Origin of the sequence: Actinophytocola algeriensis, from assembly GCF_014203735.1 — a bacterium.
GTDB lineage: Bacteria > Actinomycetota > Actinomycetes > Mycobacteriales > Pseudonocardiaceae > Actinophytocola > Actinophytocola algeriensis.
Window position 1 is genome coordinate 205,634 of the sequence record NZ_JACHJQ010000002.1, and the last position, 25,098, is coordinate 230,731.

Genomic DNA, 25,098 nt, shown 5'->3' on the forward strand with positions numbered 1-25,098 from the left:
GCGGCTCTGTCGTACTGGTGCGTCCAAACTAGTTCTGTGAATTTCACACCGACATTCGTCGGTAGTGGTCGCTTGGCAACAATTCGGACACTGTCCGTGTTCGACCCTGCCAGGTACGTCACGAACTCGGGGGCACCACGTATGACAGTCACGAACACGCGCGCCTTGCTGCGCAGGACGGGCGTCACTCTCGCCTGCACGCTCGCCATGACCGCGTTGGGCGGCGTCGCGTCCGCCAGCCCGGCTGCCGCACCCGGCGACCACGTCCCGTTGTCGGTCGCCCCGGCGGACTGCGACTCGATCCCGTCCGACCGCGACATCGCGGTCACCACCACCGTCCACGACGTCGGCGTCAGCTTGGGCGCGTCGGACAAGGTGATGCTGGCCGGTTTCGAGGCAGGCTGGGTCGAGTCGCACATGAACAACCTCCCGTGCGGTGACCAGGACTCGCTCGGCGTCTTCCAGCAGCGGCCCAGCCAGGGCTGGGGCACACCGGAGCAGATCATGGACGTCACCTACGCGGCGACGCAGTTCTTCACCCAGGCGATCCACAACGAGCCGCTCTACCCGGACTACACCGCGGGCCTGCTCGCGCAGAGCGTGCAGCGGTCGTGCTGCCCGGAGCGCTACGACCAGTCGGAAGGCAAAGCACTGGAGATGCTCGCCGAGGTCCGGGCGGAGGAGGTCCGGTGAGGAACGCCACGACCCGCCGGCTCGCCACCGCGGCACTCGCGGGCGCGGTCGCCACCGCGCTGTTCAGCCTGCCCGCGACCGCGGATCGGCTGGCCGCGACGGCCGCGTTCGCCGCGGCCGCGCAGGAGTTCGACGTGCCGCGCGACCTGGTCGTCGCGGTGGGGCACGCCGAGTCCCGGCTGGACATGCACGGCGGAAAACCCAGCCAGGACAACGGTTACGGCCTCATGCACCTGGTGAGCAACCCGTCGCGCCACACACTGGAACAGGCGGCGTCCGTCACCGGCGCGTCGACGAACGCACTGAAGAACGACGTGACGACGAACATCCGCGGCGGCGCGGCGGCGCGGCGCGCACTGGCCGACGAGCACGGCCTCGGCACGGCCGACCGCGACAGGCTCGACGCCTGGTACCCGGTGGTGGCGGCCTACGGCGGCGCGTTCGTGCCGCAGACCAAGCGCCTGTACGCGGACGCCGTGTACGACCTGCTCGAATCCGGCGTGTCGGCGGTCGCACCAACCGGTGAACGAATCACCGTGGCCCCGAGGTCGGTCACCCCGGAACGAGGCACCCTCGCGACGACGAGCACGACGGCGGCGCCGGACTACCCGGGCGCGATCTGGAACCCGGCGAGCACCGCGAACTACGCGCCGGGCCGCACAGCGTCGATCTCGACGGTCGTCCACGTGACGCAAGGTTCGTACGCGGGCACGATCAGCTGGTTCCAGAACCCGGACGCACAGGTCAGCGCCCACTACGTGCTCCGGTCGGCGGACGGCGAGGTGACCCAGATGGTCGCCGACGCCGACACCGCGTGGCACGCCCGCTCGGCGAACCCCAGCTCCCTGGGCATCGAACACGAGGGCTTCGTCGACGACCCGGCATGGTTCACCGACGCCATGTACCGGTCGTCGGCCGCGGTCACGACGTGGCTGTGCGACACGTACGGCCTCGCCAAGACCCGCGACGTGATCGTCGGCCACAGCGAGGTTCCCGGCAACGACCACACCGACCCGGGTCCCAACTGGGACTGGGACTACTACATGAGCCTGGTGACCGCCTGACCAAGGTCCTGAAGGCGCCCTTCGAGCGGCGACAGGTCCCGAAGCGCCGACCTGGCGAACCGGCGAGGCGGCCCGCCCGGCAGGACAGCCCGCCGGGCGGAACCCCGGCCGATGGCCCGTCGTCCGAGCAACCATGACTGGGGTGCGCAAGGTCGTCATCGGTGTCGTCATCGTCGTGGTCGGGGCGCTCGTGGGTGGCGCGATCATCTGGTGGCAGGGTCAGGACGAGACGGAGGCGAGCCCGCGCCCGATGGTCGTCGGACCGGTCGACCTGCCCGATGACCTGCCGGCCCTCCCACCCCGGCTCGACCTGGGCGAGGGCAACCGGCGCGCACCGCTGCCGGGGTTGCCGGACTGGTCGCACGCCGGCTACCGGGAAGGGAAGCCACTTCCGGGCGACGGCGAGATCACCGACGACGACGGCTGTGTGCTCACCCCGGAGGAACTGGCCGGGGAGTACGGTGTCCGCCCGGACGACCGGACCGACGACACGGACGGCATCCAGCGGGCGATCGACCACGTCAAGGCCGAGTGCTCCCCCGGCGCGGACTACGACTCGCTGTCCCTCGTCACGCTGCCGGCCGGCGAGTTGGACGTGTCGCACCAGATCTCCGTCGACGCCGACCACCTCGTCCTGCGGGGCGCGGGTGACGACCCGGGCACCGGCACCCGGCTGATCCTCCGCGCCGACGAGAACACCCGCTACGACTCCCTCGGTGACGGCAGCGACTGGGACGAGGACCGCATGTCCCACGAGAGCGGCAAAGGCGGCTGGCTGTGGCCAGGGCGCGGCCTGTTCCGCGTCCAGTCCCGCGCGGTCCACGAGGACTACCAGGAGGACCACGACTCCGCGCCGGCCAACCGCCGGGACCTGTTCGAGGGCACGGTGAACGTGCACTGGAAGGCCGGCGTGAAACTCGCGGCACCCGCCCGCACCGGCGACACGACGATCCACCTCGCCAAGCGCCCCAAGGCGTTCGCGGTCGGCGGGTACGTCAACATCCGCGCCGCCAACACGACGCGGTTCTACGACGAGCAGCACGCGCTGCCCACCGAGCACGACCTGCAGAACATCCACATGCGACAGCAGATCTTCGCGGTCACCGCGGTGGACGAGGAGAACGAGACCATCACGCTCGACAAGCCGCTCGAGTTCGACGTGCCGGTCGACTCGGTCGCCGACGGCTCCGAGGAGATCGACGGCAAGACCTATGACTCCAAGGCCGCGCCGCTCGTCGACCCGGTGCTGGGGGTGGGCATCGAGAACCTGTTCCTGACGCAGGTCGTCGACGGCCACGAGCCCGAGGAGGCCGAGCACGAGTACGGCAACCTCTCCCCCGCCGACGAGATGCACGGCATCGTGTTCAAGTGGGCCGTCGACGGCTGGGTCCGCGGCGTCACGACATACATGACCGGCTCGCACCCGGTGGTCACCGAGGAGGCGAAGAACCTCCAGATCGAGGGCAACCGGTTCGTCGGTGCGTGGAACAAGGGCAAGGGCGGCAACGGTTACCTGCGCGGGTCGCGGGTGTGGGACTCGGTGTACGCCGGCAACGCGCTGCGCGGCCTGCGGCACTTCACGTTCCAGTGGTCCGCGTCGGGCAACGTGTTCACGGGCAACGACACCGACGCCGACGTGAACCTGCACGGCGGGTGGGAGCGGCGGAACCTGATCGAGAACAACACGGTCACCGTGCCGTTCGAGCACGCGCCGGGCAACTGCACCGCGAACTGCGGCGGCGAAGGCGGCGACACCGGAGACGAGTCGACGTGGTACCCGCTGTGGTGGGGTGCCGGGCAGAAGGCGGTGAAGTGGTCCGGCGCGACCGGCCCGCAGAACGTCGTCTTCCGCAACACGATGACGAAGCAGCTCACCGAGGGCGGCGAGCCGACGCCGTACTACGCCGACCGGAGCAGGATCTACCAGTTCGGGTGGGACGGCGCGCGGTACCTGCACCTCTCGCGGGACGGCGAGCCGATCGCGGACTGGGCGGGCAACGAGGACACCGACTTCAGCGGCAACGGCGTCGACACCTCGCGCACCGATGCCGGTCCGTCACTGTTCCTGGAGACGGTCTGACCGGGCGAGGACCTCACGGGCGGACCGGACCACGGCCTCGTCCACCATCCGGCCGTCGGCGTCCACGGCGACACCCGTCGAGCCGGACAGCAGCGCCACGGTCGCACGGGCCCGCTCGACCTCCTCGGGCGACGGCGTGAAGACCGCGTTGATCGTGGCCACCTGTGTCGGCGTGATCGCGGTACGGGCCCGGAAACCCTGACGCAGCAGGAGTTCCGTGGTGCGCTCCAAGGCGGACAGGTCCCGGACCTCGGTGTGGACCGGGCCAACGGGTGGCAGCAGACCCGCCGCGGCGGACGCGACCACGACCGCCGACCGGATCGGCCACAGCTCCACCCGGTCCGGACCGGGCCGCAGGTGCAACTCCCCCGTGAGGTCCGCCTCCCCCAGCCCGAGGCGGACCACACGGGGCGACCCCGCGACCGCGTGCAGGTCCCGCAGGCCCCGCGCGGTCTCGAGTAGTGCCAGCACCGGCACGTCCCGCGACTCTAGCAGCCGGTCCACTTCGGACAGCAGCGCGGGCTCCGCCTTCGGGACCACCAGCCCGGCCAGGCCGGGACGGTCGGCGACCGCGGCCAGGTCCTCGGCCACGGCGTCGGCGTTGATCCGCACCCACGCCGTGCCGGTGTCGAGGTACCCGGCCGCCGCCGTCCGTGCCGACCCCTTGTGCGGCACGGCGACGGCGTCCTCCAGGTCGACGATCAACGCGTCGGCGCCGCGACCGGCCGCGCCGGCGAGCAGGCGCGGCTGGTCGGCGGGGACGTACAGGTAGCTGCGTGGCGTCATGCGCCGGTCGGCCGCTTGAGGTACCGGCCGACCGGCTCGCCGACGACCTTGCCGGACTCCAGCACCCGGTGCCCTCGGAGGAACGTGTCGGTGACCGCGGCGGTCATCGCGAAGCCCTCGAACGGCGTGTACTCCTGTGTGGACTCGGAGTCCGCCGCGCGGACGGTCCAGTCGACGCCCGGGTCGACCAGCGCGATGTCCGCGTCGAAGCCGACGCCGAGCGCGCCCTTGGTGCGCAGCCCGAAGCGGGTCGCCGGGTTCCAGGAGATCAGCCGCGCGATCTCACCGAGCGGCAGGCCGCGCTTGGTGCCCTCGGAGACGAGGCCGGGCAGCAGGTACTCGGTGCCGCCGAAGCCGGACTTGGCGAGGAACACGTTGTCGCGCGGGTCGCCGAACTTCTGCTCGTCGCGGCAGCACGCGTGGTCGGACACGACCCAGTCGACGTCGCCCGCGAGGAGGTGGCCCCACAGCGCCTCGACGTCCTCGCGCGGGCGGATCGGCGGGTTGACCTTGGCGCCGAGACCGGACGCGGTGTCGATGTCGGCGAGCAGGTGCCCGATCGTGACCTCGCGGCGGAACCGGATGTGCGGGAACGCGGTCGCCATCCGCAGCGCCGCGTCCATGGCCTTCGCCGACGACAGGTGCAGCAGGTTGATGGTGGGCAGGCCCGTCTCGTGCGCCAGGTAGGACGCGATGGACACGGCCAGGCCCTCGGAGTGCTGCGGGCGGGACGCACTGTAGGCGGCGAGGCCGGTGAGCGTGCCCTCCTCCTCGACGAGCCTGGTGTACGCGGTCATGATCTCCGCGGTCTCGCAGTGCAGCGACAGCGAGATCTCGTCGGCCAGCTCGGGGAACTGCTCGCGGGCGGCCTGGATGCCGCGCATGACGAACTCGAAGTGCGCGTAGTCGTACCGCTCACCCTCGGGGATCATCAGGAACGAGTTCTGGTCGGCGGACCGGCCGTGCAGGCCGTGGCTGCCGTAGAACATAAACACCTTGAACGACGTGACACCGTGGTCGCGGACCAGCGCGGGGATCTCGTCGATGTGCTCGCGCATCATCGGCGCGAGGTGGTAGGCGTAGTCCACATAGGCCTTGCCCTCGGACAGCGAGAGCACCTCGGGGAACACGTCGGCGTACGTGCCGCCCTTGTTGAGGTAGTACTGGCCGGTGCGCATGTAGTTCAGCGCGCTCGTCACGCCGCCCTGCGCGCACGCGCGGCTCTCGGTCGCGGCGTCGACCGGCAGCGGGTTGTAGATGCCCCAGTGCTGGTGGGCGTCCACGACACCGGGGAACGCGAGCTTGCCGCCACCGTCCACGACGGACCTGGCGCCTGCCGGGTCGATGCCGGGCGCCACGCGCACGATCTTCCCGTCCACGACACCGATGTCGGCGCGCTCCGGCTCCGGGCGGTCGTGGTGGACCACCCTGACGTTGGTGACGAGCAGGTCGAGCGGTTCAGTCATGGTCGTCTCCAGGTGACTCGAGGCGGGTGAGGGGGTGCAGGAGGGCGCCGAGGTCGGCGACCGAGTCGAGGGTCAGCGCCAGCTCCCGGACGGTCGCCGCGGTGGCGGGAGCGAGACGGCGGGCGACGTTGTCGGTGAACTTGGCGGCCAGCTCCGCCTCGGACAGCGGCCGCTGGGGTCCACCGCGGTTGGCGAGGACCTCGGCCGTCCATTCGCGACCGTCGGCCGTGCGCACGGTGACGATCGCGGGGAACTGGTTGGGGAAGATGGCGTCGCAGCGCGCGTCGCCCACCACGCTGACCTTCGCCATCAGGGCGCGGCGCCGCGGGTCGGCGGCGAGCGCGTCGGTGAAGTCGGCGAGCCCGGCACCCAGCCCCGACCCGCCGAGCAGTCCGGTGACCACGGCGTAGGGGCCGCTGAACTGGGCCTGGTACCCGGTCTCCGGCGCGCGTTTGGTCTCGATCGGCTGGCCGATCGTGCGGATCACGGCGGTCGGCACGCGCAGCTGGATCTCGGTGAGGTCGTCGACGGGCACCCCCTCCGCACGCAGCTGTGTGCCCGCGTCGATGGCGGTGTGGGTGAAGTGATTGGCCGGGTAGGGCTTGAAGAAGATGCCGGGCACCGACCAGTCCGCACCGAGCCCGCCCACGACCTGGTCGAGGTCGGTCTGGTCGCGCAGGAACGCCTGGAAGAAGCCGAACCGGCCCTCGAGGACGGTCGGCGGGCCGGTGAACCCGCGCCGCACCAGCCCGGCCGCGGTGACCGCGGACTGGGCGGCCCACCCGCAGTGCAGCCGCTTGACGGTGCCACCGGTGCGGTTGGCCTCGATGACCCCGGACGCGAACGACGCGGTGACGCCGAGCGCGTGAAGAACACCGGACTCACCGAGTCCGGACAGCAGTGCCGCGGCGGCGGCCGCACCCATCGCACCGCAGATGGACGTGGCGTGCTGGCCGTGTTCGAAGTAGACGGAGTTGCCGAGGTCCCGGTCGTAGCCCGCCATGCCGAGCCGGACCGCGATCTCGAGCCCGACGGCGATCGCCGCGACCGTGTCCCGCCCGGTCGCACCCGCCGCTTCCGCCGCGGCGAGCGCCGCGGGGATGACGCAGGCGCTCGGGTGCAGCACCGACGGCAGGTGCGTGTCGTCGTAGTCGAGGGAATGCGCCAGCACGCCGTTGACGAACGCGGCGCTCGCGGCCGGGACCGGCTCGGCGAGCCCCACGGCGCTCGCCTGCTGCCGGCCGCCCTGCTCCGCGACGTGCGCGACGATCGCCTGGCTGGTCGGCAGTCCCTGCGCGGCGACGCAGAGCCCGAGCACGTCCAGCACGCGGTGCCGCACGCTCGTGACGACGTCGGCCGGTGGCCCGTCCGCGTAGGTCCGCGCGGCGAACGACGCGAGCCGTTCGGCGAGGGTGGCGGTGTCCACGGTGATCTCCGCGGCGGTCACGCGCCCACCACCGCGAGGGGCCGGACCGGTGAGCCGGTGGCGCCGAACAGTGGCAGCGGGGACAACACGAACAGGAACTCGTGCACGCCCTCGGCCGCCACGCCCTCCAGGTTGAGGGCCTCGATGATGTAGACGCCGCGTTCGACGAGCAGCACCCGGTGCGCGGGCAGGCTCGCGTGCCCCGCCCCGGGGGCAAGACGCTCGAACGCGATGGTGTCCGCGCCGACGGCGTGTGCCCGCTTGTCGGCGAGCCAGGTCGCCCCCGCCTCGCCCACCCCCGGCACCCCGGTCGACTTCCCCTGGTACACCGAAGGGTCCGGGTCGTCGAACAACCGGCCCCAGCCGCTGCGCACGAGCACGACGTCACCCGCGCGGACCTCGGCGCCCTGCTGCTTCTCGGCGGCCTCCAGGTCGGCAGGCGTGATCTCGTAACCCGCCTCGCACCCGACCGGGATGCCGAGCGCGGCAGGCACGTCGAGCAGCACGCCCCGGCGGACCATGGGCTTGATCGTGTGCGCGCCCAGCTCGACGAACCTGCCGCCGCGCCCGGCCTCGAACGCGTCGGAGCCGTCGACGAGCCTGCCGTTGTGCGAGACGTGGGCGAACGCGTCGATGTGGGTGCCGACGTGCGTGCCCATGGTGATCATGTCGTTGGCCGCGGACCCGCCGTCGGCGCGGACCATGTCGCCGTGGCGGCGCGGCAGCGCGTGCCAGAACGCCGGGTGGTTGGGCGACTGCGGCATCCCGACCCGCAGCTCGCGACCGAGGTCGTGCACCGTGAGGCCGTTCTCGACGGCGGTGAGCAGAGCCTGGGTGGTCATCACGCCACCACCTTCTCCGCGCGCAGCCGCGCCAGCTCGTCCGCGTCCACTCCCAGCTCCCCCAGTACGTCGTCGGTGTCGTGGCCCAGCGGCCGGCCGGTGAACCGGATCCGGCCGGGCGCGCGCTCGGCCCGCCACATCACGTTGTGCATCAGCAGCGGTCCGAAGTCCTCGTCCTGCGCGGTGGTCAGCATCCCGGTCGACCGCACGTGCTCGTTCTCGACGAGGTCACGCGCGCTGTAGATCGGCGCGATCGCGGCCCCGGCCTCCTCGAACGCGGCGGTCACCTCCGCCTCGGTGCGCTCGGCGATCCAGCCGCCCACGTACTCGTCGAGCAGGTCGGCGTGCCCGGCGCGGCCGAGGCCGGTGGCGAACCACGGTTCGGCGATCACCTCGGGGTGGCCGACCAGCTCCAGTACGCGCTCGGCGATCCGCTGCGCGCTCGTCGACACGGCCACCCAGCGGTTGTCCTTGGTGCGGTAGGTGTTGCGGGGGGCGTTGTTGGTGGACCGGTTGCCGTGCCGCTCCCCCACGACGCCCAGCTGGTCGTAGACCGTCGGGCCGGGCCCGACCGCGTCCATGATCGGTTCGAGCAGGTTCATGTCGATCACCTCGCCGCGGCCGCCGTTGCGCTCACGGGCGTACAGCGCCATGGTCGCCGCCGACGACGCGGCGATGCCGCAGATGCTGTCGGCGAGCCCGAACGCGGGCAGCGTCGGCGGACCGCCTGCCTCGCCGGTGAGGTGCGCGAAGCCGCTCATGGCCTCGGCGAGCGTGCCGAACCCGGCGCGGGACGCGTACGGGCCGGTCTGGCCGAAGCCGGTGATCCGCACGATCACCAGCGCCGGGTTGACCGCGTGCAGCTGCTCCGGGCCGACGCCCCAGCGCTCGAGGGTGCCGGGGCGGAAGTTCTCGACGAGCACGTCGGCGGTCTTCGCGAGGCGCAGCAGCAGGTCCGCACCCCCGGGAGTGGACAGCTTCAGGCCGACGGTGCGCTTGTTGCGGGAGATCTCCTTCCACCACAACGGGATCCCGTCCTTGGCCTCGCCGTGGCCGCGCATGCCGTCACCGGCCTCGGGGTGCTCGATCTTGACCACGTCCGCCCCGTGGTCGCCGAGGATCCGGCAGCACAGCGGGCCGGCGAGGATCGTCGAGACGTCCAGCACCCGGACGCCCGTGAGCGGTCCGTCCATGGTTACCCCCTGTCTTGGTGATCGTGTCTCATTGCTGGCATCGTCGTTCCGCTATGTGTAACGCCGGTCCGCTCAGAGGTTAAGTCGTCATCGGCGGGAGGGTCAACCTCTCCCACCGGCGCTTTCTGTGAGACCCATCGCCAGATGCCGCCGTTGACGGCCGCGACCACACCCGCGACCGCCGCGAACCCCGCCATGGCAAGCCATCCCGCGCCGTAGCCCCGGTGCTCGGTGAGCGCACCCACCAGCAACGGCCCCGCGATCCCGCCCGCACAGCCACCCGCCTGGACGAGCGCCGTCGACGCGCCGGGTGCGTCCGGGTGGGACTGCACGACCGCGAGCCCGAGCACCCCCGTCCAGCCCCAGCCAGCGGCACCCGCGAGGAGCGCACCGGCCCACGCCGCGGGCACCGACGGCACGACCAGCAGCACGAACCCGGCCGCACCGGCCAGGAGCAGCGCCGCCGACGTGGCCCGGCCGGGCACCCGGGCCCCGAGGAGGCCGAGCACCACCCGGACTCCGATGGTCGCCGCGCTCGTGACCGCGAGCGCGATCCCCGCGGTGCCGGCGGACATCCCGACGTCGACCCCGTGGCCGACGAAGAACGTGGACAGCGCGGTCGCCGCCGCCGACCCCAGGAAGAACATCCCGGTGACGAGCAGCAGCGGCGTGACCGGCCGCAGTGGCGCCTGCGTCCTCGGTCCGTCCACCCGGGACATGCCGGGCACCGGCAGCAGGAGCACCGCCGCGACGAGCGCACTGCCGATCCCGAACACGACCCGCCAGTGCACGACCGCCGCCAGCGTCGGCACGCTCAGTCCGGCGATCAGCGTGGCCGCCGGGATGGACGACCGTTCCAGCGCGAACGCCAGCGGCCGCCGGCCGGCCCGCACGACCCGCGCGATGAGCATCCCGCCGACCGGCGCCGCGACCGTCGACCCGATCCCGCCGACCGCCATGGCCGCCAGCAACCCGGGGTAGGTCCCGCCGAACACCGCGACCGCGAGCAGGCAGGACGCCGCACCCACGACGGCGAGGCGGGCGGCGGTGCGCGGGCCGATGCGGTCCACGATCCGGCCGCCGACCGGCAGCAGCACCGCACCGACCCCGAAGAACACGGAGACGACCGCACCGAGCTGGGTGGCCGAGAGCCCGAGATCCGCCCGCACCGCCACGCCGACCGCACCGACCAGGTAGAGCGGGAACATGTAGCCCGCGCCGATCAGGACGGCGAGCGTGACCGCGCGCCGGGCTGGGATCAACCCCAGATCTCGTCGGCATAGGTGATGTTCACGTCCGTCCGCCAACCGGTCTCCGGGTCCTGGCCCCACTTCTCGCGCCAGCCCGCCGCGTGCTCGAGCACCGCGGGGTCGCCGTGGTGGAGCTTGCCGCCCGCGTGGAAGGCGTCCAGGTCGTCGACGAACATGAGGTCGAAGTGGCGGAACCACTCCTCGCCGCGCGCGTTCTGCCGCACCACGTAGTTGGCGTAGTTCTGGATGCCGGGGTTGCGGCGGAAGATCGGGTAGTCGACGGACCGCGTGTACTCGGCGTACTCCTCCAGCGGGACGCCGGGCTTGATGTTGTAGGTCAGCAGGACGAGCTTGCGGGCCATGGTTTCGATCCTCTCCTCTACAGCGAGCGGCCGAGGACGTGCGCCTCGGTCATCGCTTCCAGCAGGGTTCTCGGGGCGACCGCGTCACCGATGACGTGCACGGTGAGCCCGGCGTCGGCGAGCGGTGCCGCCAGGTCGTCGCGGGCGGCGGGCGGGTCGAGCGCGACCACGTCGGTCACGTCCGGCACGGTCGTGGTGGCGTCGACGAGCGCGCTGGTGATGGTCGCGGTGTCACGGGTGAACGTGGCGTCGGCGGTGGTCCACAGCTGGACACCCAGGCCGCGCAGCCGTTCCACGGCGGTCATCCGGCTGTACTCGGTGACACCCGGCAGCGCGGTGCCCGCCGCGGTGACCAGGTGCACGGTGGCACCGCCGCGGGCGGCGGTCTCGGCGACGGACGCGGCGGTCCAGCCACCGTCGTCGTCGAGCACGACGACGGTCCGGCCGTACCGCCCCCGCAGGACGTCCGCGGCGGTGAGCGCGGGCCCCCAGCCGGGCACCTCGCGTGCCGTGTGGCGGGCGCCGGTCGCGAGCACGACCGCGTCCGGCCCCTCGGCGAGCACGTCCGCCACGGTGGCCGGTGTGCTCGTCCGCACCGGCACCGCCAGTTCGGCGAGGCGGTGCTGTAGGTGGGCCCGAAGCCGGTCGAGGTCCCCGCGACCCACACCGCGACGACCGATCCGCAGTTGACCGCCCGGCTCGGGCCCGATCTCCCACACCTGCACGGAGTGCCCGCGTTCCGCGGCCAGGCGCGCGGTCTCCATCCCCGCCGGGCCACCGCCGACGACCAGTACCCGCCCGGGTTCCGGCGACGTGCCCGGCTGTTCCGGCCACTCCGCCTCCCGCCCGGTGCGCGGGTTCATCATGCAGGTCATCGGCCGGTGCCCGGCGATCTCGCCGATGCAGAAGTTGCAGGACACACACGGCCGGATCCGGTGTTCCTCGCCTGCCGCGGCCTTGGCGAGCAGGAACGGATCGGCGATGTGCGCACGGGTCATCGCGACAGCGGCGAGCAACCCGGTGGCCAGGCCGCGTTCGGCGTCGGCGAGGTCGGCGAACCGGCACGCGGCGAGCACCGGCGTACGGGTGCACTCCTTGGCCACGGTGAGGGTCTGCTCGAGGTAGGGCGTGTGGCCCTCGCTCATGTCGGCGACGTGGTGCCCGATCGACGGGACGGTGTAGGAGGCGAGGGAGACGTTGAGGAACCCGATGGGCCGGGTGGTGTCGAGGAGGTGCGCGATCCGCCTGCCCGCGTCGAGGTCCTGGCCGCCCGCGACCAGCTCGTCGGCCGACATGCGGACCCCGACGACCAGGTCGTGGCCCACCGCGTCCAGCACGGCGTCGAGGACCTCGAGCGGGTAGCGGAGCCGGTTCTCCTCGCTGCCGCCGTACGCGTCCGCGCGGTCGTTGCTCGCCGGGGAGATGAACTGGTGCAACAGGTGCCCGTGTCCGAAGTGGATCTCGACACCCTGGAACCCGGCCGCGGCAACCAGGTGTGCCGCGCGCACGTAGGCGTCGCGCACCTGGACCATCTCGCGGCGGGACATGGCGTGCGGGACGTGCCCGCCCGCGGCCCAGCGGTGGCTGGTCGGCCCCCAGGCGGCGGCGCGGCGGAAGACGTTCTCGCTGTGCCTGCCGGCATGGGTGATCTGGCTGAAGACCGCGGCGCCTTCACCGAGGACGGCCTCGGTGATCTTCGTGAGCATCGGCAGCGCGGCCGGATCGGCGGCGAGACCACCGGCACGACCGAGGCTCGTCGGGTGGACCCGCAGCGGTTCGGTGATGATCAGTCCGGCGCCGCCGCGCGCCCGCTCCCGGTGGTAGGCGACGTGTCGTTCCGTCGGCAGGAAATCGACGCCGAAGTTGGTGGTGTGCGCGGACACGAACACCCGGTTCCGCAGCGCGACGCCACCGATGTCGACCGGGGAGAACACCCGGGGGTAGCCGGTCATGGCCGCCACTCCGGCTCCAGGTCGTCGGTGGTGCGGGCGTCGAGGACACCGGTCTCGGCGAGGTCGTTCCACACCCACTGCTCGACGATCAGCCCGTCCCGCAGGCGGAACCGGTCGACGTAGCGCACGTGGTCGAACCGCACGCCGTGGTTGTTCTCGCCGTGAAGCCTGCCGATCGAGTAGACCAGCGTGCCGTTCTCGGCCGTCTCGTAGCGGTCGCGGTGCTTGCCGACCGACCGGTAGCGACCCGCCGACCCGGCCGCCAGCTCGTCCAGGTTCCGGTAGCGCTTCCCGCCGGGGAAGACCAGCTCGGCGTCCGGCGCGAGGTGGCGGGCGGCGTCGTCCCGGCGGCCTTCTTCCATCGCCGCGAGGTAGTCGTCGACGAACCTCATGACCGCGCCGCCTTCCGGACGGCCGCGACGATCGTGTTGTACCCGGTGCAGCGGCACAGGTTTCCGTCGATCGCGCGGAGGATGTCGTCGTCGGTGGGGTCCGGGGTGGACTCGACCAGTTCCTTCGCCGTGAGGAGCATGCCGGGCAGGCAGAACCCGCACTGGAAGCCGAACTCGTCCCAGAACGCCTGTTGCACGGGGTGCAGGTCGTCGCCGTCGGCCAGCGACTCGATGGTCTCGACGGCCGACCCCTCGGCGGACAGCGCGAGCACCGAGCACGACTTGGTGGTCTGCCCGTCGACCACGACCGTGCACGCGCCGCAGTCGCCCGTGAGGCAGCCGACGTGGGTGCCGGTGAGACCGACCTGCTCGCGGATGGCGTGCACCAGCAACGTCCGGGGGTCGACGTCGATCTCGTGCTCCACGCCGTTGACGGTCAGCTTCATGCTTCCTCCAGTGCGCCGGCCACCGCACGGGCCGCGATCACGGGTGCGATGCGGGCCCGGTAGTGGCCGGGGGCGAGCACGTCGTCCCACGGCTCGGTGAGCAGCCGGTCCACTTCGGACCGCAGCCGCGCGCGCCATGACGCCCGCTCGAGTTCCACGACCACCGGCGCGGCCGCCGCGCCGCCCAGCACGACGCGGATCGTGGGCCCCGCGAGTGCGGCGGCGGTGACGATGGGCCAGCTGCCCTCGACGAGCTTGAACTTCACGTACCCGGGTGCCGCGGCGGTGTCGGGCACGGTGATCGCCGTGAGCACCTCGTCGGGTTCGCGTGCGGTCCGGAACGCGCCGGCGAAGAACTCGGCGGCCGGGACCTCCCTCGCTCCCCCGCGCCGCGCGAGCCGCATCCGGGCACCCAGCGCCACCAGGACGGCAGGCACGTCCGACGACGGGTTCGCATAGCTCGCCGACCCGCCCACGGTGCCCCGGTTGCGGATCTGCGGGCCGCCGGTGATGCCGCGGGCCGCGGTCGCGAGCAACGGCACGTTCGAGCGTGCCAGCTCGGTGTAGGTGGTCATCGCACCGATGACCCACCCGTCGCCGTCCCTGGCGATGCCCGCGAGACCGGCCTTCGCCAGGTCGACGACCGCCGAGGGCCGCACCCGGCCGTGCGTCATCTCCGGCACGACCATGGTGCCGCCGCCGACCACGACCGCGTCGCCGTCCGCGAGCGCCGCGGTCACACCGTCCACATCGGCGGGTCTGGTGTACCTCATGGGCGTGCCTCGTCGATCAGGGCCAGCACGTTCGGCGGCGACAGCGGCACCCCGCGGACGGTGACACCGAACGGCGCCAGCGCGTCCTCGACCGCGTTGGCCACGGCCGCCTGCGCGCCGCCGACCCCGGCCTCACCGGCGCCCTTGTTGCCGTGCATGGCGAAGGGGCTCGGCGTGACCTGGTGGATCATCCGCAGCAACGGGATGTCCCCGGCCCTCGGCAGCAGGTAGGACTTGAACCGGTTCGACGCCAGGCTGCCGTCGGCCGCGAACACCAGCTGCTCGGACAGCGCGCTGCCCAGCCCCATCGTGACCGCGCCGCGCGCCTGGCCCTCGACCAGCGCCGGGTTGATCATGGTGCCGCAGTCGTGGGTCATCACGTAGTCGGCGAGCGTGACCTTGCCGGTCTCCGCGTCGACCTCGACCACGGCCGCGTGCAGGCTCGACGAGTACGTCGGGTACGGCTGGATGCGGCCCAGCTCGTCCGGCACGTGGTTGATGTTGCCCGGCTTGTAGGCGCGGGTGGACTCCAGCACCGGCTCGATGTCGCCGATCGCGAACGCGCGGGTCAGGAGTGCCCGCGCCACTTCCGGCACCGGCAGCTCCCTGCCGCCGCCGGACGCGATGCCGTCCCGGATGTCCACTTCGGACGTCTCGAACAGCCGCGCAGCCACCGCGAGGAGCTTGGCGCGCACGTCCCGCGCGGCGAGCGTCGCCGAGCCGCCGCCGACGACCATGCTGCGGCCGCTGAAGTTGCCGAAACCGTTGGGGCAGCGGTCGGTGTCGCCCTGCACCAGCTCGACCCACTCGATCGGCACGCCGAGCTCGGTGGCGACGATCTGCGCGATGCCGGTGTCGTTGCCGCCGCCGGGCGAGGTGACGCCGGTGAGCACGGTGACCATGCCGGTCACGCTCATCCGGACCGTCGTGGTGTCGAACCCGGACACGAACGTGCCGGGGCTGTCCGACGACTCGGGCGTCAGCTCGAACCCGAGCCCGACGCCGAGGTACCGGCCGCGCTCCCGCGACTCCGCCTGCCCGCGCCGGATCCCGGCGTAGTCCACCGCGTCGAGCGTCTTGTCCAGCAGGCCGTCGAAGTCGCCGCTGTCGATGTTGAGGCCGGTGGCCGTGCGGTACGGGAACTCCCGCACGAAGTTGCGCCGCCGCACCTCCGCCGGGTCCATGCCCAGCTCACGGGCCACCAGGTCGACCGCACGCTCCATGACGAAGTGCGCGGCGTCCTTGCCGAACCCGCGCGCGGCGTTGCACGGCGGCTTGTTCGTGCACACGATGTCCAGCTCGACCCGCACGTCCTGGACCGCGTACCCGGACGGCTGCGTGGTGGCCGACATGTTCGGCATCGCCCAGCCCGCCTGCGCGGTCAGCGCGCCGATGTCGGCGACGATCTCGTTGACCAGCCCGGTGATCCGGCCGTCCGAGGTGGCGCCCACCCGGAACCGGTGCACCTGCTCGCGGGCACCGGCCATGAGCGTCTCGCGCCGGTCCTCCACCCACTTCACCGGTGCGTCCGCGAGCAGCGACAGCAGCGCGACGAGGGTCTCCTCGGGGTGGCCCTGCATCTTCAGCCCGAACGAGCCGCCGACCTTCGCGGTCACGATCCGGATGCGGGACTCGTCGACGCCGAGGCTGACGGACAGCATCCACCGCAGCTGGTGCGGGTTCTGGCACGACGCGTGCACGGTGAGCCGGTCGCCCTGCCACGACGCGAGGTAGCCGCGTGGCTCGATCGGCGCGGTGGTGGTGCGGGCGATCCGCAGCTCGCCTTCGACGACCACGTCGGCGGCGGCGAGCGCGGCGTCCGGGTCGCCGGAGCCGTACCGGTTGTGCGCCACGACGTTGCCCGGCCAGTCCTCGTACAGCCGGGGCGCGTCCTGCGCCATCGCGGCCCGCGCGTCGAGCACGTGCGGCAGCACGTCGTAGGTGATCCGCACCAGGTCGGCGGCGGCCTGCGCCTCGTGCCGGGACGCGGCGACCACGGCCGCGACCGGCTGCCCGACGTGGACGACCTTGTCGACCTGCAGGCACCGGATGTCGGTCCGGTTGCCGCCGCGCGCCGCGGGGTCGATGAAGTACGGCACCGGGCCCGCGTGCTTCGCGGCCTCCGCGCCGGTCAGGACCAGCGCGACCCCGGGCGCGGCCGCCGCGGCGGCCGTGTCGATGGCCCGGATCCGCCCGTGCGCGACCTCGCTCCGGACCACGACCGCGTGCAGGAGCCCCTCGGGACGGTGGTCGTCGAGGAACAGCGCGCGGCCGGTCAGCAACGCGGCGCCGTCCCGCTTGCGCGGGGACGAACCGATACCGACCCTGGCAGGCAGCGCCGCCATCAGGGCATCGCCACCCGCAGGCGCTTCCCGGTGCGGTACACGGGGTTGCGCTTGTCCACGTCGAGCTTGTGCACCTCACCGTTGCCGTCCACAGCGGACTGGAGGCCGCCGGTGACGCCGGGTGTGCTGGTGATGAAGAACTTCTGGCCGTCCTTGGTGGGGAACGGCGGTTCGTGCCAGGTGCCGCGGTGGATGTTGAGGATCACGTCGCCGGGCACGAGGAACGCGCGAATCGCTGAGAACGCGGGGAAGTCGTCCACGAGTGGTGCGTCCGGCGGTGCCACGACGGAGACGAACGGGTCGCCGTTCAGCGGGATGAACGTCTGCGTCATGCCGTGGTGGCGTTCCATGTACCGGATGTCGCCGCCGCGGTAGCCGACCCGGAACAGGATGAACTCGGGCCGCTCGTCGGCCTGCAGCACGACCGGGCCGTGGATGGCGTTCCGGCCGTTGTACAGGTCGATCGGCAGCTTCGGGGTGTCGTCGAGCGACACGACCTCGCCGAACGGGGCGAACGCCTCGGCCGTGACCGGCTCGGGAGTGATGGTGTGCACGTCGATCTCGGTGTCGGTCATCGGGTTCTCCTCACGGGCGGGTGGCCAGCGGCACGGTCACGGCACGCACGGGCGTGGCCTCGGGTGGGGCGAGCAGCAGGTCCGCGGTCTGCTTCGCGATGCGCTCGCCGAACGCGGAGCCGACGTAGCCGTCGAACTTGGCGAGCAGCTGGTCGCGGGTGAGCGGGGCACGGCTGTCACCGGCGGGGACGTCCACGGTCCGCGTGTGCTCCGTGCCGTCGGCGGTGGTGATGGTGACGCGGGTGGCGGTGTACTCGGGGTACTTCGCCTCCAGGTCGGCGGCCGGCCGCAGCCGCACCAGATCGGCGACGCGGAGCACGGCCGGGTCGGTCCGGCGGTCCTGCGAGTACTGGGCACCGCCCACGTCCCGGTCGGCCACGGCCGCGCCCACCACGTACGGCAGGCTCAACGTGCAGGCCACTGTGGACGGATCGGTCCCGACCGGGCGGTCGACGAGCAGGAGCGCGATGTCGTAGATCTCCACGTCCACGTCGGTGATCGCGGCCGGGTCGAGGTCGTGCTCGACCGCCAGCTCCACGGCTGCCTGCGCGGCGCCGTGCGTGTGCCTGCAGCCGGCGAACCGCTTCTGGTGCACGTCGAGGATCGTCCACTCGGCGCCGAGGTCGTCGGTCGTGTCGGTGACCGGTTCGCCGCCGAGCACGGCGACCAGGCCGCGGGGGTGCTCGACCACCTCGCGCCACCCGGTCAGCCCGGCCGCGGCGTGCTGCGCGCCCTCGACCCCGGCCCGCGCGAGCTGACCGGCGAACGCGGGCTTCGCCGACGGTCCGGCGAAGATCGACTCGATGAGGACGGCCGGTGCGAAGAACGCGGCCGCGCCGATCGCGTCGGCGATCCCGTCCTCCCCGAGCCCCAGCAGCTTCGCGCATCCCGCGGCGGCGCCGAACGTCGCCGCGAACGGGAACCAGCCCGCCTGGGTCGCCCTCGGGTGGGCGGCGCGGCCGATCCGGTCGGACACCTCGTAGGCGACGACCGCGGCGGTCAGCAGGTCACGCAGGTCGGCGCCGGTCTCCTCGGCGACCGCGAGCAGCGCGGGCAGCGTGTGGGACGGGTGGAAGCCGCCGAAGCGGTAGCCGTCCTGGTGCTCGAACACGTCGGCGGCCGCACCGTTGCAGTAGGCCGCGTCCGGCGCGGGCGCGGAGAACCCCGCGCCGATCACGGTGGCGGCGGGCCTCCCACCACGGGCCCGCACGAGATCGGTGATCACCGCGACCTCCGGGGTGCGGGCCCCGCCGACCGCGGCGCCGACGAAGTCGGTGAGCAACGCGCCCGCCTTCGCGACCACGGCGTCCGGCAGGTCCGCGTAGGACAGCCGGGCCGCGAACGCGGCCATCGCCCTCGTGCCGGGAACGGCTGTCACGCGTGCCCGCCGAGCTGCTTGCGCAGTTGACCGGTCATCTCGCCGAACCGCGCATCGGCTGCCACCGACAGGTCACGCGGCCGTGCGAAGTCGACCTCGACGATGTCCTGCACGCGGCCCGGCCGCTGGGACAGCAGCACGACCCGGTCGGCGAGGAACACGGCCTCGGAGATCGAGTGGGTGACCAGCACGATCGTCTTGCCGGTCTCCTGCCACAGCCGCTGCAGCAGCAGGTTCATCGAGTCGCGGGTCATCGCGTCGAGCGCGCCGAACGGCTCGTCCATCAGCAGGATCGACGGGCGGTGGATGAGCGCACGGGCGATCGCGACGCGCTGCTGCATGCCGCCGGAGAGCTGCTTCGGGTAGTGGTCGAGGAAGTCCTCCAGGCCCACGAGCCCGGCCAGCTCCTCCGCGCGCCGCTTCCGCTCGGCACGGCCGATCCCCTTGGCCTCCAGCGGAAGCGCGATGTTGCGCCACACCTTCCGCCACGGCATCAGGTTCGGTGCCTGGAACACGAACCCGAGCGAGCCGAGCGCGTCCCGGGCCGGCTTCGCGTCGCGGCCGGTGAACAGCGGCTTGCCGCCGATCTCGATAGTGCCCTCGGTGGGCGAGATGAGCCCGGCGAGCATCCGCAGGAGCGTCGTCTTGCCGCACCCGGACGGGCCGAGCAACACGACGAACTCGCCCGGCCGCACCTCCAGGTCGGTGGGCAGCAGCGCCTGCACGGGGCCGGCGCTCGCGGCGTAGGTCTTGCCGACGCCACGCACGGAGATCGCGTCGCCCGCGATCACGTTCTCGCTCATCGCACTCTCCCGGATGGTGCTGTCAGTCACGATGTTCGCTCCGCAAGCTTCGCTCAGTCGACATACGCCTGCCTCGCCAGCTCGTCCCACGCGCCGCCCGGCGCGGGGTCCCGGTACTCGGTGGTGGTGGCCGCGTCGGACCGGATGAACGACATCGTCCCGCCGCGGGAGTAGAGCGGCCCGTGGAAGATGCCCGGCGAGCGGAAGAAGTACGAGCCCTCCCGCATCACGCCGCGGGCACCCATGAGGACGTCGCCGTAGATCTTGTAGGACTCCTCGTAGACCGGGTGCGACTCCTCGGACTCCGACCGCCAGCCCGGCATCATCGCGGCCAGGTAGATGTAGGCGCGGTCGTCCTTCCGCAGTGTCTTGAGCATGGCGCCGGGCCGCAGCTCGACCTCACCACTCCACGTCGCCGGTGTCCACTGGAGACGTTCGGTGTGGGTGACGGAGATGGCGCCCGGGTCCCCCTCACCGGGTCCGAACACCGGGGTCGTCCAGAACCCGCAGTACAGGACCAGCCCGCGCACACCCGGCACCAGGTCCAGCTCGGCGCCCGCCGCGATGTGCACGTAGTCGTTGACCTCGATCGTCTCGCCGTTCAGCACCCCGCCCCCGGCGAGCACGTACGCGTCCAGCTCGGCGGCGAGCACCCCGCGCTGCGGGTCGACGACCCGCTGCACGGCCGTCTCGGCGCCGTCGCCGAGGTCCCGGCTCAGCACCCGCTTGCGGCCGCCGCCGAGGAACCCGAACTCACCCTCGGCCGGCCGTTCCCACGGCACGTCCGCGCTGTCGATGAAGTCCACATCGGACCGGTTCCACATCACGCACTCCCAGCTGCACGGCGGCCGATGAGCCGCCCGAACGACAACGCGGGCGTCACGCTCATCCCGCTCACGAACGACTTGCCCGACAGCGTGCTGCCGCCGAGCACCTCCCCCGCCGCGTACAGGTTCTCCACGGGACCCGACCCGCCGACGACGCGCAGGTCCTTGTCGACGACCAGCCCCGCCGGGCTCTTCAACGTCGACCCGTGGTTGCGGACCGCGTAGTACGGGGCGCGCTCGATGGGCAGCGGCAGGTGCTCGCGTCCCAGCTGGTCCACACCGGACGCGACCGCGGCGTTGTACTCCTCGACCGAGCGGGTGAGCCCCGCCGGGTCCACCCCGGCCAGCTCGCCCAGTTCCTCGATCGTGTCGGCGGTGGCGAACGACGGGTGCGTCGCGAACGCCTCCGACAGGTCCTCCTCGGCCCAGCTCGGGAACAGCGCGGGTGCCTTCTGCCGCACCGCGTCGTCGTAGACCACCCAGAACCGCAGGCCGGGCTGGTCGAGCAAGGCCCTCTCCCGGACGTCGACACTGTCGGTGTCCTCGGCGACGAACCGCTCCCCCCGCTCGTTGACGTGGATCTCCCACGGCAGCCGCGACTGCGGCGTGAGCTGCGGGTAGTCGTCGAGCGGGACTGTCCTCGACGGACTGTCGGGCAGCAGGACACCGCCGTAGGTGGGCAGGAACAGGTCGCCGCCGCGGGTGGTGGCGCCGAGGTCGAGCGCGGCGAGCAGGCCGGTGCCGGTCGACGTCGGCGCGCCCGGTCCCACCAGTGGCGCACCGCCGGTGAGCTGCGGGAACAGTTCAGCGTTGCCCGAGTAGCCGCCGCTGGTCAGCAGCACGTGGTCCGCGTCGAGGTCGGCACGCACCCCGTCCGGCCCGAACACGGTCACGCCCGCCACCCGGTTCGGACCGTCGGCGCGCAGCGCGGTAACCGTCGTGTTGAGCAGCAACGTCACCGAGCCCTCGGCACACACCCGCTCGAACCGCGGGATCAGGACCTCCAGCACGGAGTTCCCGCCGCGCGTGCCCCAGTAGGTGCGGGGCAGCGTGTACGGCTCGTGGAAGTAGAGGATCGCGGGCGCCGCCGGGTCCATGTCGAACCCGGCGGACATCAGCCAGTCCACGGTCTCCGGCGCGTGGTCGACCGCGAGCCGCACCAGCTCCGGGTCCGCGGTGTTCTTGCTGATCCGCATCACGTCGTCGAAGTGCAGGTCGGGGCTGTCGTGGATGCCGCGTTCGCGCTGCAGCGCGGTGCCACCCGCGGACAGCTGCGCCCACGAGCGCCACAGCGTGCCGCCGACCTGGTCGGCCTGCTCGACGACGGTCACCCGCAACCCGTGCCGGGCGGCCTCGATCGCCGCGGGCAGTCCCGCGGTGCCCGCGCCGACGATCAGCAGGTCGGCCTTCGCGGCGTCGATGTCGTCACCCACTCAGATCTGCTCCACGAACTGGGTGGTGACGAAGTCCTCGATCGGACGCGACGTGTCCTTCATGATCCCGGACTTGCGCATCAGCTCGACCGCCGACTCCCACGCAGGCATGTCGATGGTGAGGTACTCGCCTGCCGCCGACCTGCAGATCACCGGCTGAGCGTCGACCTTGAGCTTCGCCAGCTCCTCGTCCTGCACCTCGACCTTGTTGAACGCGCCGACGGCGGAGAGCACCTTCTCCAGGTTCTCCGGCTTCTCCACGAACTGGTAGCCCTTGCGGGACGCGCGGAGGAAGCCGGTGATCGCCTCGGCCTCCTTCTCCACGTCCGCGGTCTTCACGAAGTAGGAGTCGCCCGGCATCTTCGCGAACTCGTCGGTGTTGAGGTAGTTCAGCTCGATCTCGCGCTGCTTGAACGCCGACTCGGAGCCGATGTAGGTGATGAAGCCGTCGACCTCGCCGCGGTTGAGGAACTCCAACGAGCCGACGTCGGCGCCCGTGACGACCTTCTTGACCTTGTTCGGGTCCAGCCCGACCGCGACGGACATCGCGTCGAGCAGCAGTTCGGTCGACCCGCCCTTGGAGATGACGCCGATCGTCTTGCCCTGCCACTGTTCCGGGTGCGTCAGCGGGTTGTCCGGTGTGGACGCGACGCTGTACTGGCTCTTCTGGTCGCCCTGCGCGACCGTGATGATCGTGGCGCCGGTGTCGGCGATGAGCGGGCAGGTGTTGATCGCCGCGGCCTTGCCGACCAGGCCCTGGTTCGCCGAGACCTGCGACACGGAGCTGGCCGTGCCGCTGCCGCCGACGACGTCGACGTTCAGGCCCTCCTCGGCGAAGTAGCCCTCCTGGATCGCGACGTAGATGTCGGCGTAGTTGATGATGTGCTGGAACGGGGTGATGAACGTGGCGTCCTTCGCGTTCGGGCCTGCCGCGGCCTGGTTCGCCGAGTCGTTGCCCGTGGACGGCGCGCACGCCATCACGAAGGTGCTGCCCGCGGCGGTGGTGATCGCGAAAAGGCCGCTGTTGCGCAGGAAAGAACGTCGATCCATGATGCCGGACACTCCTGGGTCTGCTGGGTCCACAAGGGACTAGAGGCTGGTGGCACGCCCCGACGACTCGTGCCAGGGGATCGCGAACCGGCGGATGCCCGCCACCACGGCGTAGAGCAGGAAGCCGAGGACGGTCATGATGATCACGACGGCGAACAGCTGGTCGGTGCGCAGCGCCGCGAGCATCACCGTGGCGAGCGCGCCGAGGCCCTCGTCGCCACCCAGGTACTCACCGACGATCGCGCCGGTGATCGCGAAGACGATGCCCAGCTCGATGCCGGTGAGCACGGCGGGCAGCGAGGACGGGATGTCGAGCGAGATCACGCGCTTCCACCACGGCGCCTGGATGACGCGCATGAGGTCGCGGTGGCCCGCCTCGATGGAGCGGATGCCGAGAATCGTGTTCTGCATCATCACGAAGAAGCTGATGATCGCGGCCATGAAGATCTTGGACGAGAGGCCGAAACCGAACCACAGCAACAGCAGCGGCACGATCGCGACCTTCGGCACCACCTGCGTCGCCACGAGGAACGGCGACAGCACCCGTTCCAATGACCGCATCTTGCCGAGCGCGATGCCCAGCGCGACCCCGACGACGACGGCGATGCCGAAACCGACGATCGTCTCGTAGAACGTGATGTACGTGGCCTCGTAGATCATCTCGTCGCCGAGCAGCTCGATCAGCGCCGTCCACACCTGCTCGGGTGGCGGCATGATCAGCTCGCTGACGCCGGAGACGACCGTGTACAGCTTCCAGAGCCCGATGATCGCCGCGAAGATCAGTGGCGTCGTCACCCACAACAACCATCGGGGACCGCTCTCCTTGCGCGGCGCGCGCGGGGCGGACGGGGACTCGGGTCGAGCTGGGGCCTGCGTCGCACTGACCATGCGGTGTCCTCCACGGATCCTTTGGACGGGCCGCGCGTAACGCTTAGCGGAACGCCGTAACGGATGCCGGTATGCTAGGCAGGCGTTCGAACGACGGTCAAGGCATCGCGCGGTCAAATTCCGGATGAACTCAAGCGTTACGGACAGTGTGCACGGACGCGGACGCGCAGTGTCACCGGGACAGTCCTCATCAGACCGTCGGAAGTGTCCTCACCGGACTCGTGAGCTGCGGCTGAAACGCCGGGGTAACGCGTATTCCTTGCGGGTAAAAGATCAGGCGCCCGCGCGCCGGTATCCCAGACCGGCCGAGACGGCGGCGGCGGCCTCGGTGATGAGCGCGCCGTACTCCTCGATCTTGTCGTCGCTGATCCGCCCGACCGGGCCACAGATCGACAACGCTCCGTACACACGCCCGGTCGCGTCGAACACCGGGGCCGCGACCGACCCGGCGTCGACCTGCCGTTCCCCGCGGCTGACCGCGTACCCGCGACGGCGGATGCGGCGCAGCTGGTCCTCGAGCTCCTCGCGGCTGGTGACCGACATGGTGCCGGTGAGCGCGCGGTCGAGGTAGCCGGTCAGCTCGTCGGGCGCGAGCGAGGCGAGGATGGCCTTGGACGACCCGCCGACGTGCAGGGGGAACAGCTGCCCCAGCGGCACGGCCATGCGGATTTCCTGGGGCGACAGCACCTGCGTGAGGTACATCCGCTGGTCCCCGTACCTGGCCGACAGGGTCGCGGTCTCGGAGGTGGCCGCGACGAGCCGCTCCATGTGCGGCTGCGCGACGCTGGGCACCTCCATGCGCGCGAGCGCGGCCAGGCCGACACTCACGGCGCCGGGCCCGAGCCGGTATCGACGGGTGCGCTCGTCGACGAGGAAGAACCCGCTGGCGACCAGCGTCCGCACCACCCGGTGCACGACGGTCTTGCTGTACCCGAGGGTGCGGGCGAGCTCGGAAACCCCGACATCGGGCTCGGCCGACTCGGCGACGGCGAAGATCACCTTGAGAGCACGGGTGATCCCACTGCTGGTCTCACCGTCCTCGATGTCCGCCGTCATGGTGCGGGATTCTAGGTG

23 protein-coding genes are annotated in these 25,098 nt (G+C 71.7%); 3 read left to right on the top strand and 20 right to left on the bottom strand.

Going from position 1 to position 25,098, the window contains the following annotated elements; translation table 11 throughout:
- The first annotated feature begins 141 nt into the window (after positions 1 to 141).
- From FHR82_RS07245 to FHR82_RS07255, 3 genes are all read left to right on the top strand, one after another.
- On the top strand, positions 142 to 693 hold the full coding sequence (locus FHR82_RS07245; RefSeq protein WP_184809520.1) for a hypothetical protein: 552 nt from the start codon (positions 142 to 144) through the stop codon (positions 691 to 693).
- Positions 690 to 1,757 carry an N-acetylmuramoyl-L-alanine amidase gene (locus FHR82_RS07250; protein WP_221463546.1) on the top strand — a complete coding sequence of 356 codons (1,068 nt, stop codon included), beginning with the start codon at positions 690 to 692 and terminating at the stop codon, positions 1,755 to 1,757. Before FHR82_RS07245 ends, FHR82_RS07250 begins: the two co-directional genes overlap by 4 nt.
- Before the next feature lie 142 nt (positions 1,758 to 1,899).
- Complete coding sequence (locus FHR82_RS07255; RefSeq protein ID WP_184809521.1) at positions 1,900 to 3,837, top strand: hypothetical protein; 1,938 nt, start codon at positions 1,900 to 1,902, stop codon at positions 3,835 to 3,837.
- Here FHR82_RS07255 and FHR82_RS07260 read toward each other — a convergent pair.
- The 20 genes from FHR82_RS07260 to FHR82_RS07355 all read right to left on the bottom strand — a co-directional run bounded on the left by FHR82_RS07260 (position 3,814) and on the right by FHR82_RS07355 (position 25,080).
- On the bottom strand, positions 3,814 to 4,623 hold the full coding sequence (locus FHR82_RS07260) for an HpcH/HpaI aldolase/citrate lyase family protein (RefSeq protein WP_184809522.1): 810 nt from the start codon (positions 4,621 to 4,623) through the stop codon (positions 3,814 to 3,816). The genes FHR82_RS07255 and FHR82_RS07260 overlap by 24 nt on opposite strands.
- Positions 4,620 to 6,089, bottom strand: coding sequence for a dihydroorotase (locus FHR82_RS07265; RefSeq protein ID WP_184809523.1), 1,470 nt, complete (start codon positions 6,087 to 6,089; stop codon positions 4,620 to 4,622). Before FHR82_RS07265 ends, FHR82_RS07260 begins: the two co-directional genes overlap by 4 nt.
- On the bottom strand, positions 6,082 to 7,536 hold the full coding sequence (locus FHR82_RS47255; protein WP_311770940.1) for an MmgE/PrpD family protein: 1,455 nt from the start codon (positions 7,534 to 7,536) through the stop codon (positions 6,082 to 6,084). The genes FHR82_RS07265 and FHR82_RS47255 overlap by 8 nt, the downstream gene beginning before the upstream one ends.
- Positions 7,533 to 8,357, bottom strand: a complete 825-nt coding sequence (locus FHR82_RS07275; RefSeq protein WP_184809524.1) for a cyclase family protein — start codon at positions 8,355 to 8,357, stop codon at positions 7,533 to 7,535. Before FHR82_RS07275 ends, FHR82_RS47255 begins: the two co-directional genes overlap by 4 nt.
- Positions 8,357 to 9,550, bottom strand: a complete 1,194-nt coding sequence (locus tag FHR82_RS07280) for a CaiB/BaiF CoA transferase family protein (RefSeq protein WP_184809525.1) — start codon at positions 9,548 to 9,550, stop codon at positions 8,357 to 8,359. The genes FHR82_RS07275 and FHR82_RS07280 overlap by 1 nt, the downstream gene beginning before the upstream one ends.
- 2 nt (positions 9,551 to 9,552) lie before the next feature.
- Positions 9,553 to 10,812 carry an MFS transporter gene (locus FHR82_RS07285; RefSeq protein ID WP_184809526.1) on the bottom strand — a complete coding sequence of 420 codons (1,260 nt, stop codon included), beginning with the start codon at positions 10,810 to 10,812 and terminating at the stop codon, positions 9,553 to 9,555.
- A complete protein-coding gene (locus FHR82_RS07290; RefSeq protein ID WP_184809527.1) occupies positions 10,809 to 11,162 on the bottom strand; it encodes a RedY/HapK family protein in 354 nt (117 codons plus the stop codon). Before FHR82_RS07290 ends, FHR82_RS07285 begins: the two co-directional genes overlap by 4 nt.
- A gap of 17 nt (positions 11,163 to 11,179) precedes the next feature.
- Positions 11,180 to 13,114, bottom strand: coding sequence for an oxidoreductase (locus tag FHR82_RS07295; RefSeq protein ID WP_184809528.1), 1,935 nt, complete (start codon positions 13,112 to 13,114; stop codon positions 11,180 to 11,182).
- On the bottom strand, positions 13,111 to 13,506 hold the full coding sequence (locus FHR82_RS07300) for a nuclear transport factor 2 family protein (RefSeq protein ID WP_184809529.1): 396 nt from the start codon (positions 13,504 to 13,506) through the stop codon (positions 13,111 to 13,113). Before FHR82_RS07300 ends, FHR82_RS07295 begins: the two co-directional genes overlap by 4 nt.
- Positions 13,503 to 13,952, bottom strand: a complete 450-nt coding sequence (locus FHR82_RS07305) for a (2Fe-2S)-binding protein (RefSeq protein ID WP_184809530.1) — start codon at positions 13,950 to 13,952, stop codon at positions 13,503 to 13,505. The genes FHR82_RS07300 and FHR82_RS07305 overlap by 4 nt, the downstream gene beginning before the upstream one ends.
- Positions 13,949 to 14,725 (bottom strand): FAD binding domain-containing protein, encoded by a 777-nt coding sequence (locus FHR82_RS07310; protein ID WP_184809531.1) that lies wholly within the window; start codon positions 14,723 to 14,725, stop codon positions 13,949 to 13,951. Before FHR82_RS07310 ends, FHR82_RS07305 begins: the two co-directional genes overlap by 4 nt.
- The gene (locus FHR82_RS07315) at positions 14,722 to 17,070 is read right to left on the bottom strand and encodes a xanthine dehydrogenase family protein molybdopterin-binding subunit (protein ID WP_184809532.1); all 2,349 of its coding nucleotides are present in this window, start codon (positions 17,068 to 17,070) and stop codon (positions 14,722 to 14,724) included. The genes FHR82_RS07310 and FHR82_RS07315 overlap by 4 nt, the downstream gene beginning before the upstream one ends.
- Positions 17,070 to 17,645 (bottom strand): ureidoglycolate lyase, encoded by a 576-nt coding sequence (locus FHR82_RS07320; protein ID WP_184809533.1) that lies wholly within the window; start codon positions 17,643 to 17,645, stop codon positions 17,070 to 17,072. Before FHR82_RS07320 ends, FHR82_RS07315 begins: the two co-directional genes overlap by 1 nt.
- 10 nt (positions 17,646 to 17,655) lie before the next feature.
- The gene (locus tag FHR82_RS07325; protein WP_184809534.1) at positions 17,656 to 19,023 is read right to left on the bottom strand and encodes an MmgE/PrpD family protein; all 1,368 of its coding nucleotides are present in this window, start codon (positions 19,021 to 19,023) and stop codon (positions 17,656 to 17,658) included.
- The gene (locus FHR82_RS07330) at positions 19,020 to 19,856 is read right to left on the bottom strand and encodes an ABC transporter ATP-binding protein (protein ID WP_311770941.1); all 837 of its coding nucleotides are present in this window, start codon (positions 19,854 to 19,856) and stop codon (positions 19,020 to 19,022) included. Before FHR82_RS07330 ends, FHR82_RS07325 begins: the two co-directional genes overlap by 4 nt.
- 23 nt (positions 19,857 to 19,879) lie before the next feature.
- Positions 19,880 to 20,650: a DUF4437 domain-containing protein gene (locus FHR82_RS07335; protein WP_184809535.1), complete on the bottom strand. Its 771-nt coding sequence runs from the start codon at positions 20,648 to 20,650 to the stop codon at positions 19,880 to 19,882.
- The gene (locus FHR82_RS07340) at positions 20,650 to 22,086 is read right to left on the bottom strand and encodes an FAD-dependent oxidoreductase (RefSeq protein ID WP_184809536.1); all 1,437 of its coding nucleotides are present in this window, start codon (positions 22,084 to 22,086) and stop codon (positions 20,650 to 20,652) included. Before FHR82_RS07340 ends, FHR82_RS07335 begins: the two co-directional genes overlap by 1 nt.
- Complete coding sequence (locus tag FHR82_RS07345) at positions 22,087 to 23,136, bottom strand: ABC transporter substrate-binding protein (RefSeq protein ID WP_184809537.1); 1,050 nt, start codon at positions 23,134 to 23,136, stop codon at positions 22,087 to 22,089. It abuts the gene before it with no gap.
- A gap of 39 nt (positions 23,137 to 23,175) precedes the next feature.
- On the bottom strand, positions 23,176 to 23,931 hold the full coding sequence (locus tag FHR82_RS07350; RefSeq protein WP_311770942.1) for an ABC transporter permease: 756 nt from the start codon (positions 23,929 to 23,931) through the stop codon (positions 23,176 to 23,178).
- Between the two features lie 366 nt (positions 23,932 to 24,297).
- Positions 24,298 to 25,080, bottom strand: coding sequence for an IclR family transcriptional regulator (locus FHR82_RS07355; protein ID WP_221463548.1), 783 nt, complete (start codon positions 25,078 to 25,080; stop codon positions 24,298 to 24,300).
- Between the last annotated feature and the right edge of the window lie 18 nt (positions 25,081 to 25,098).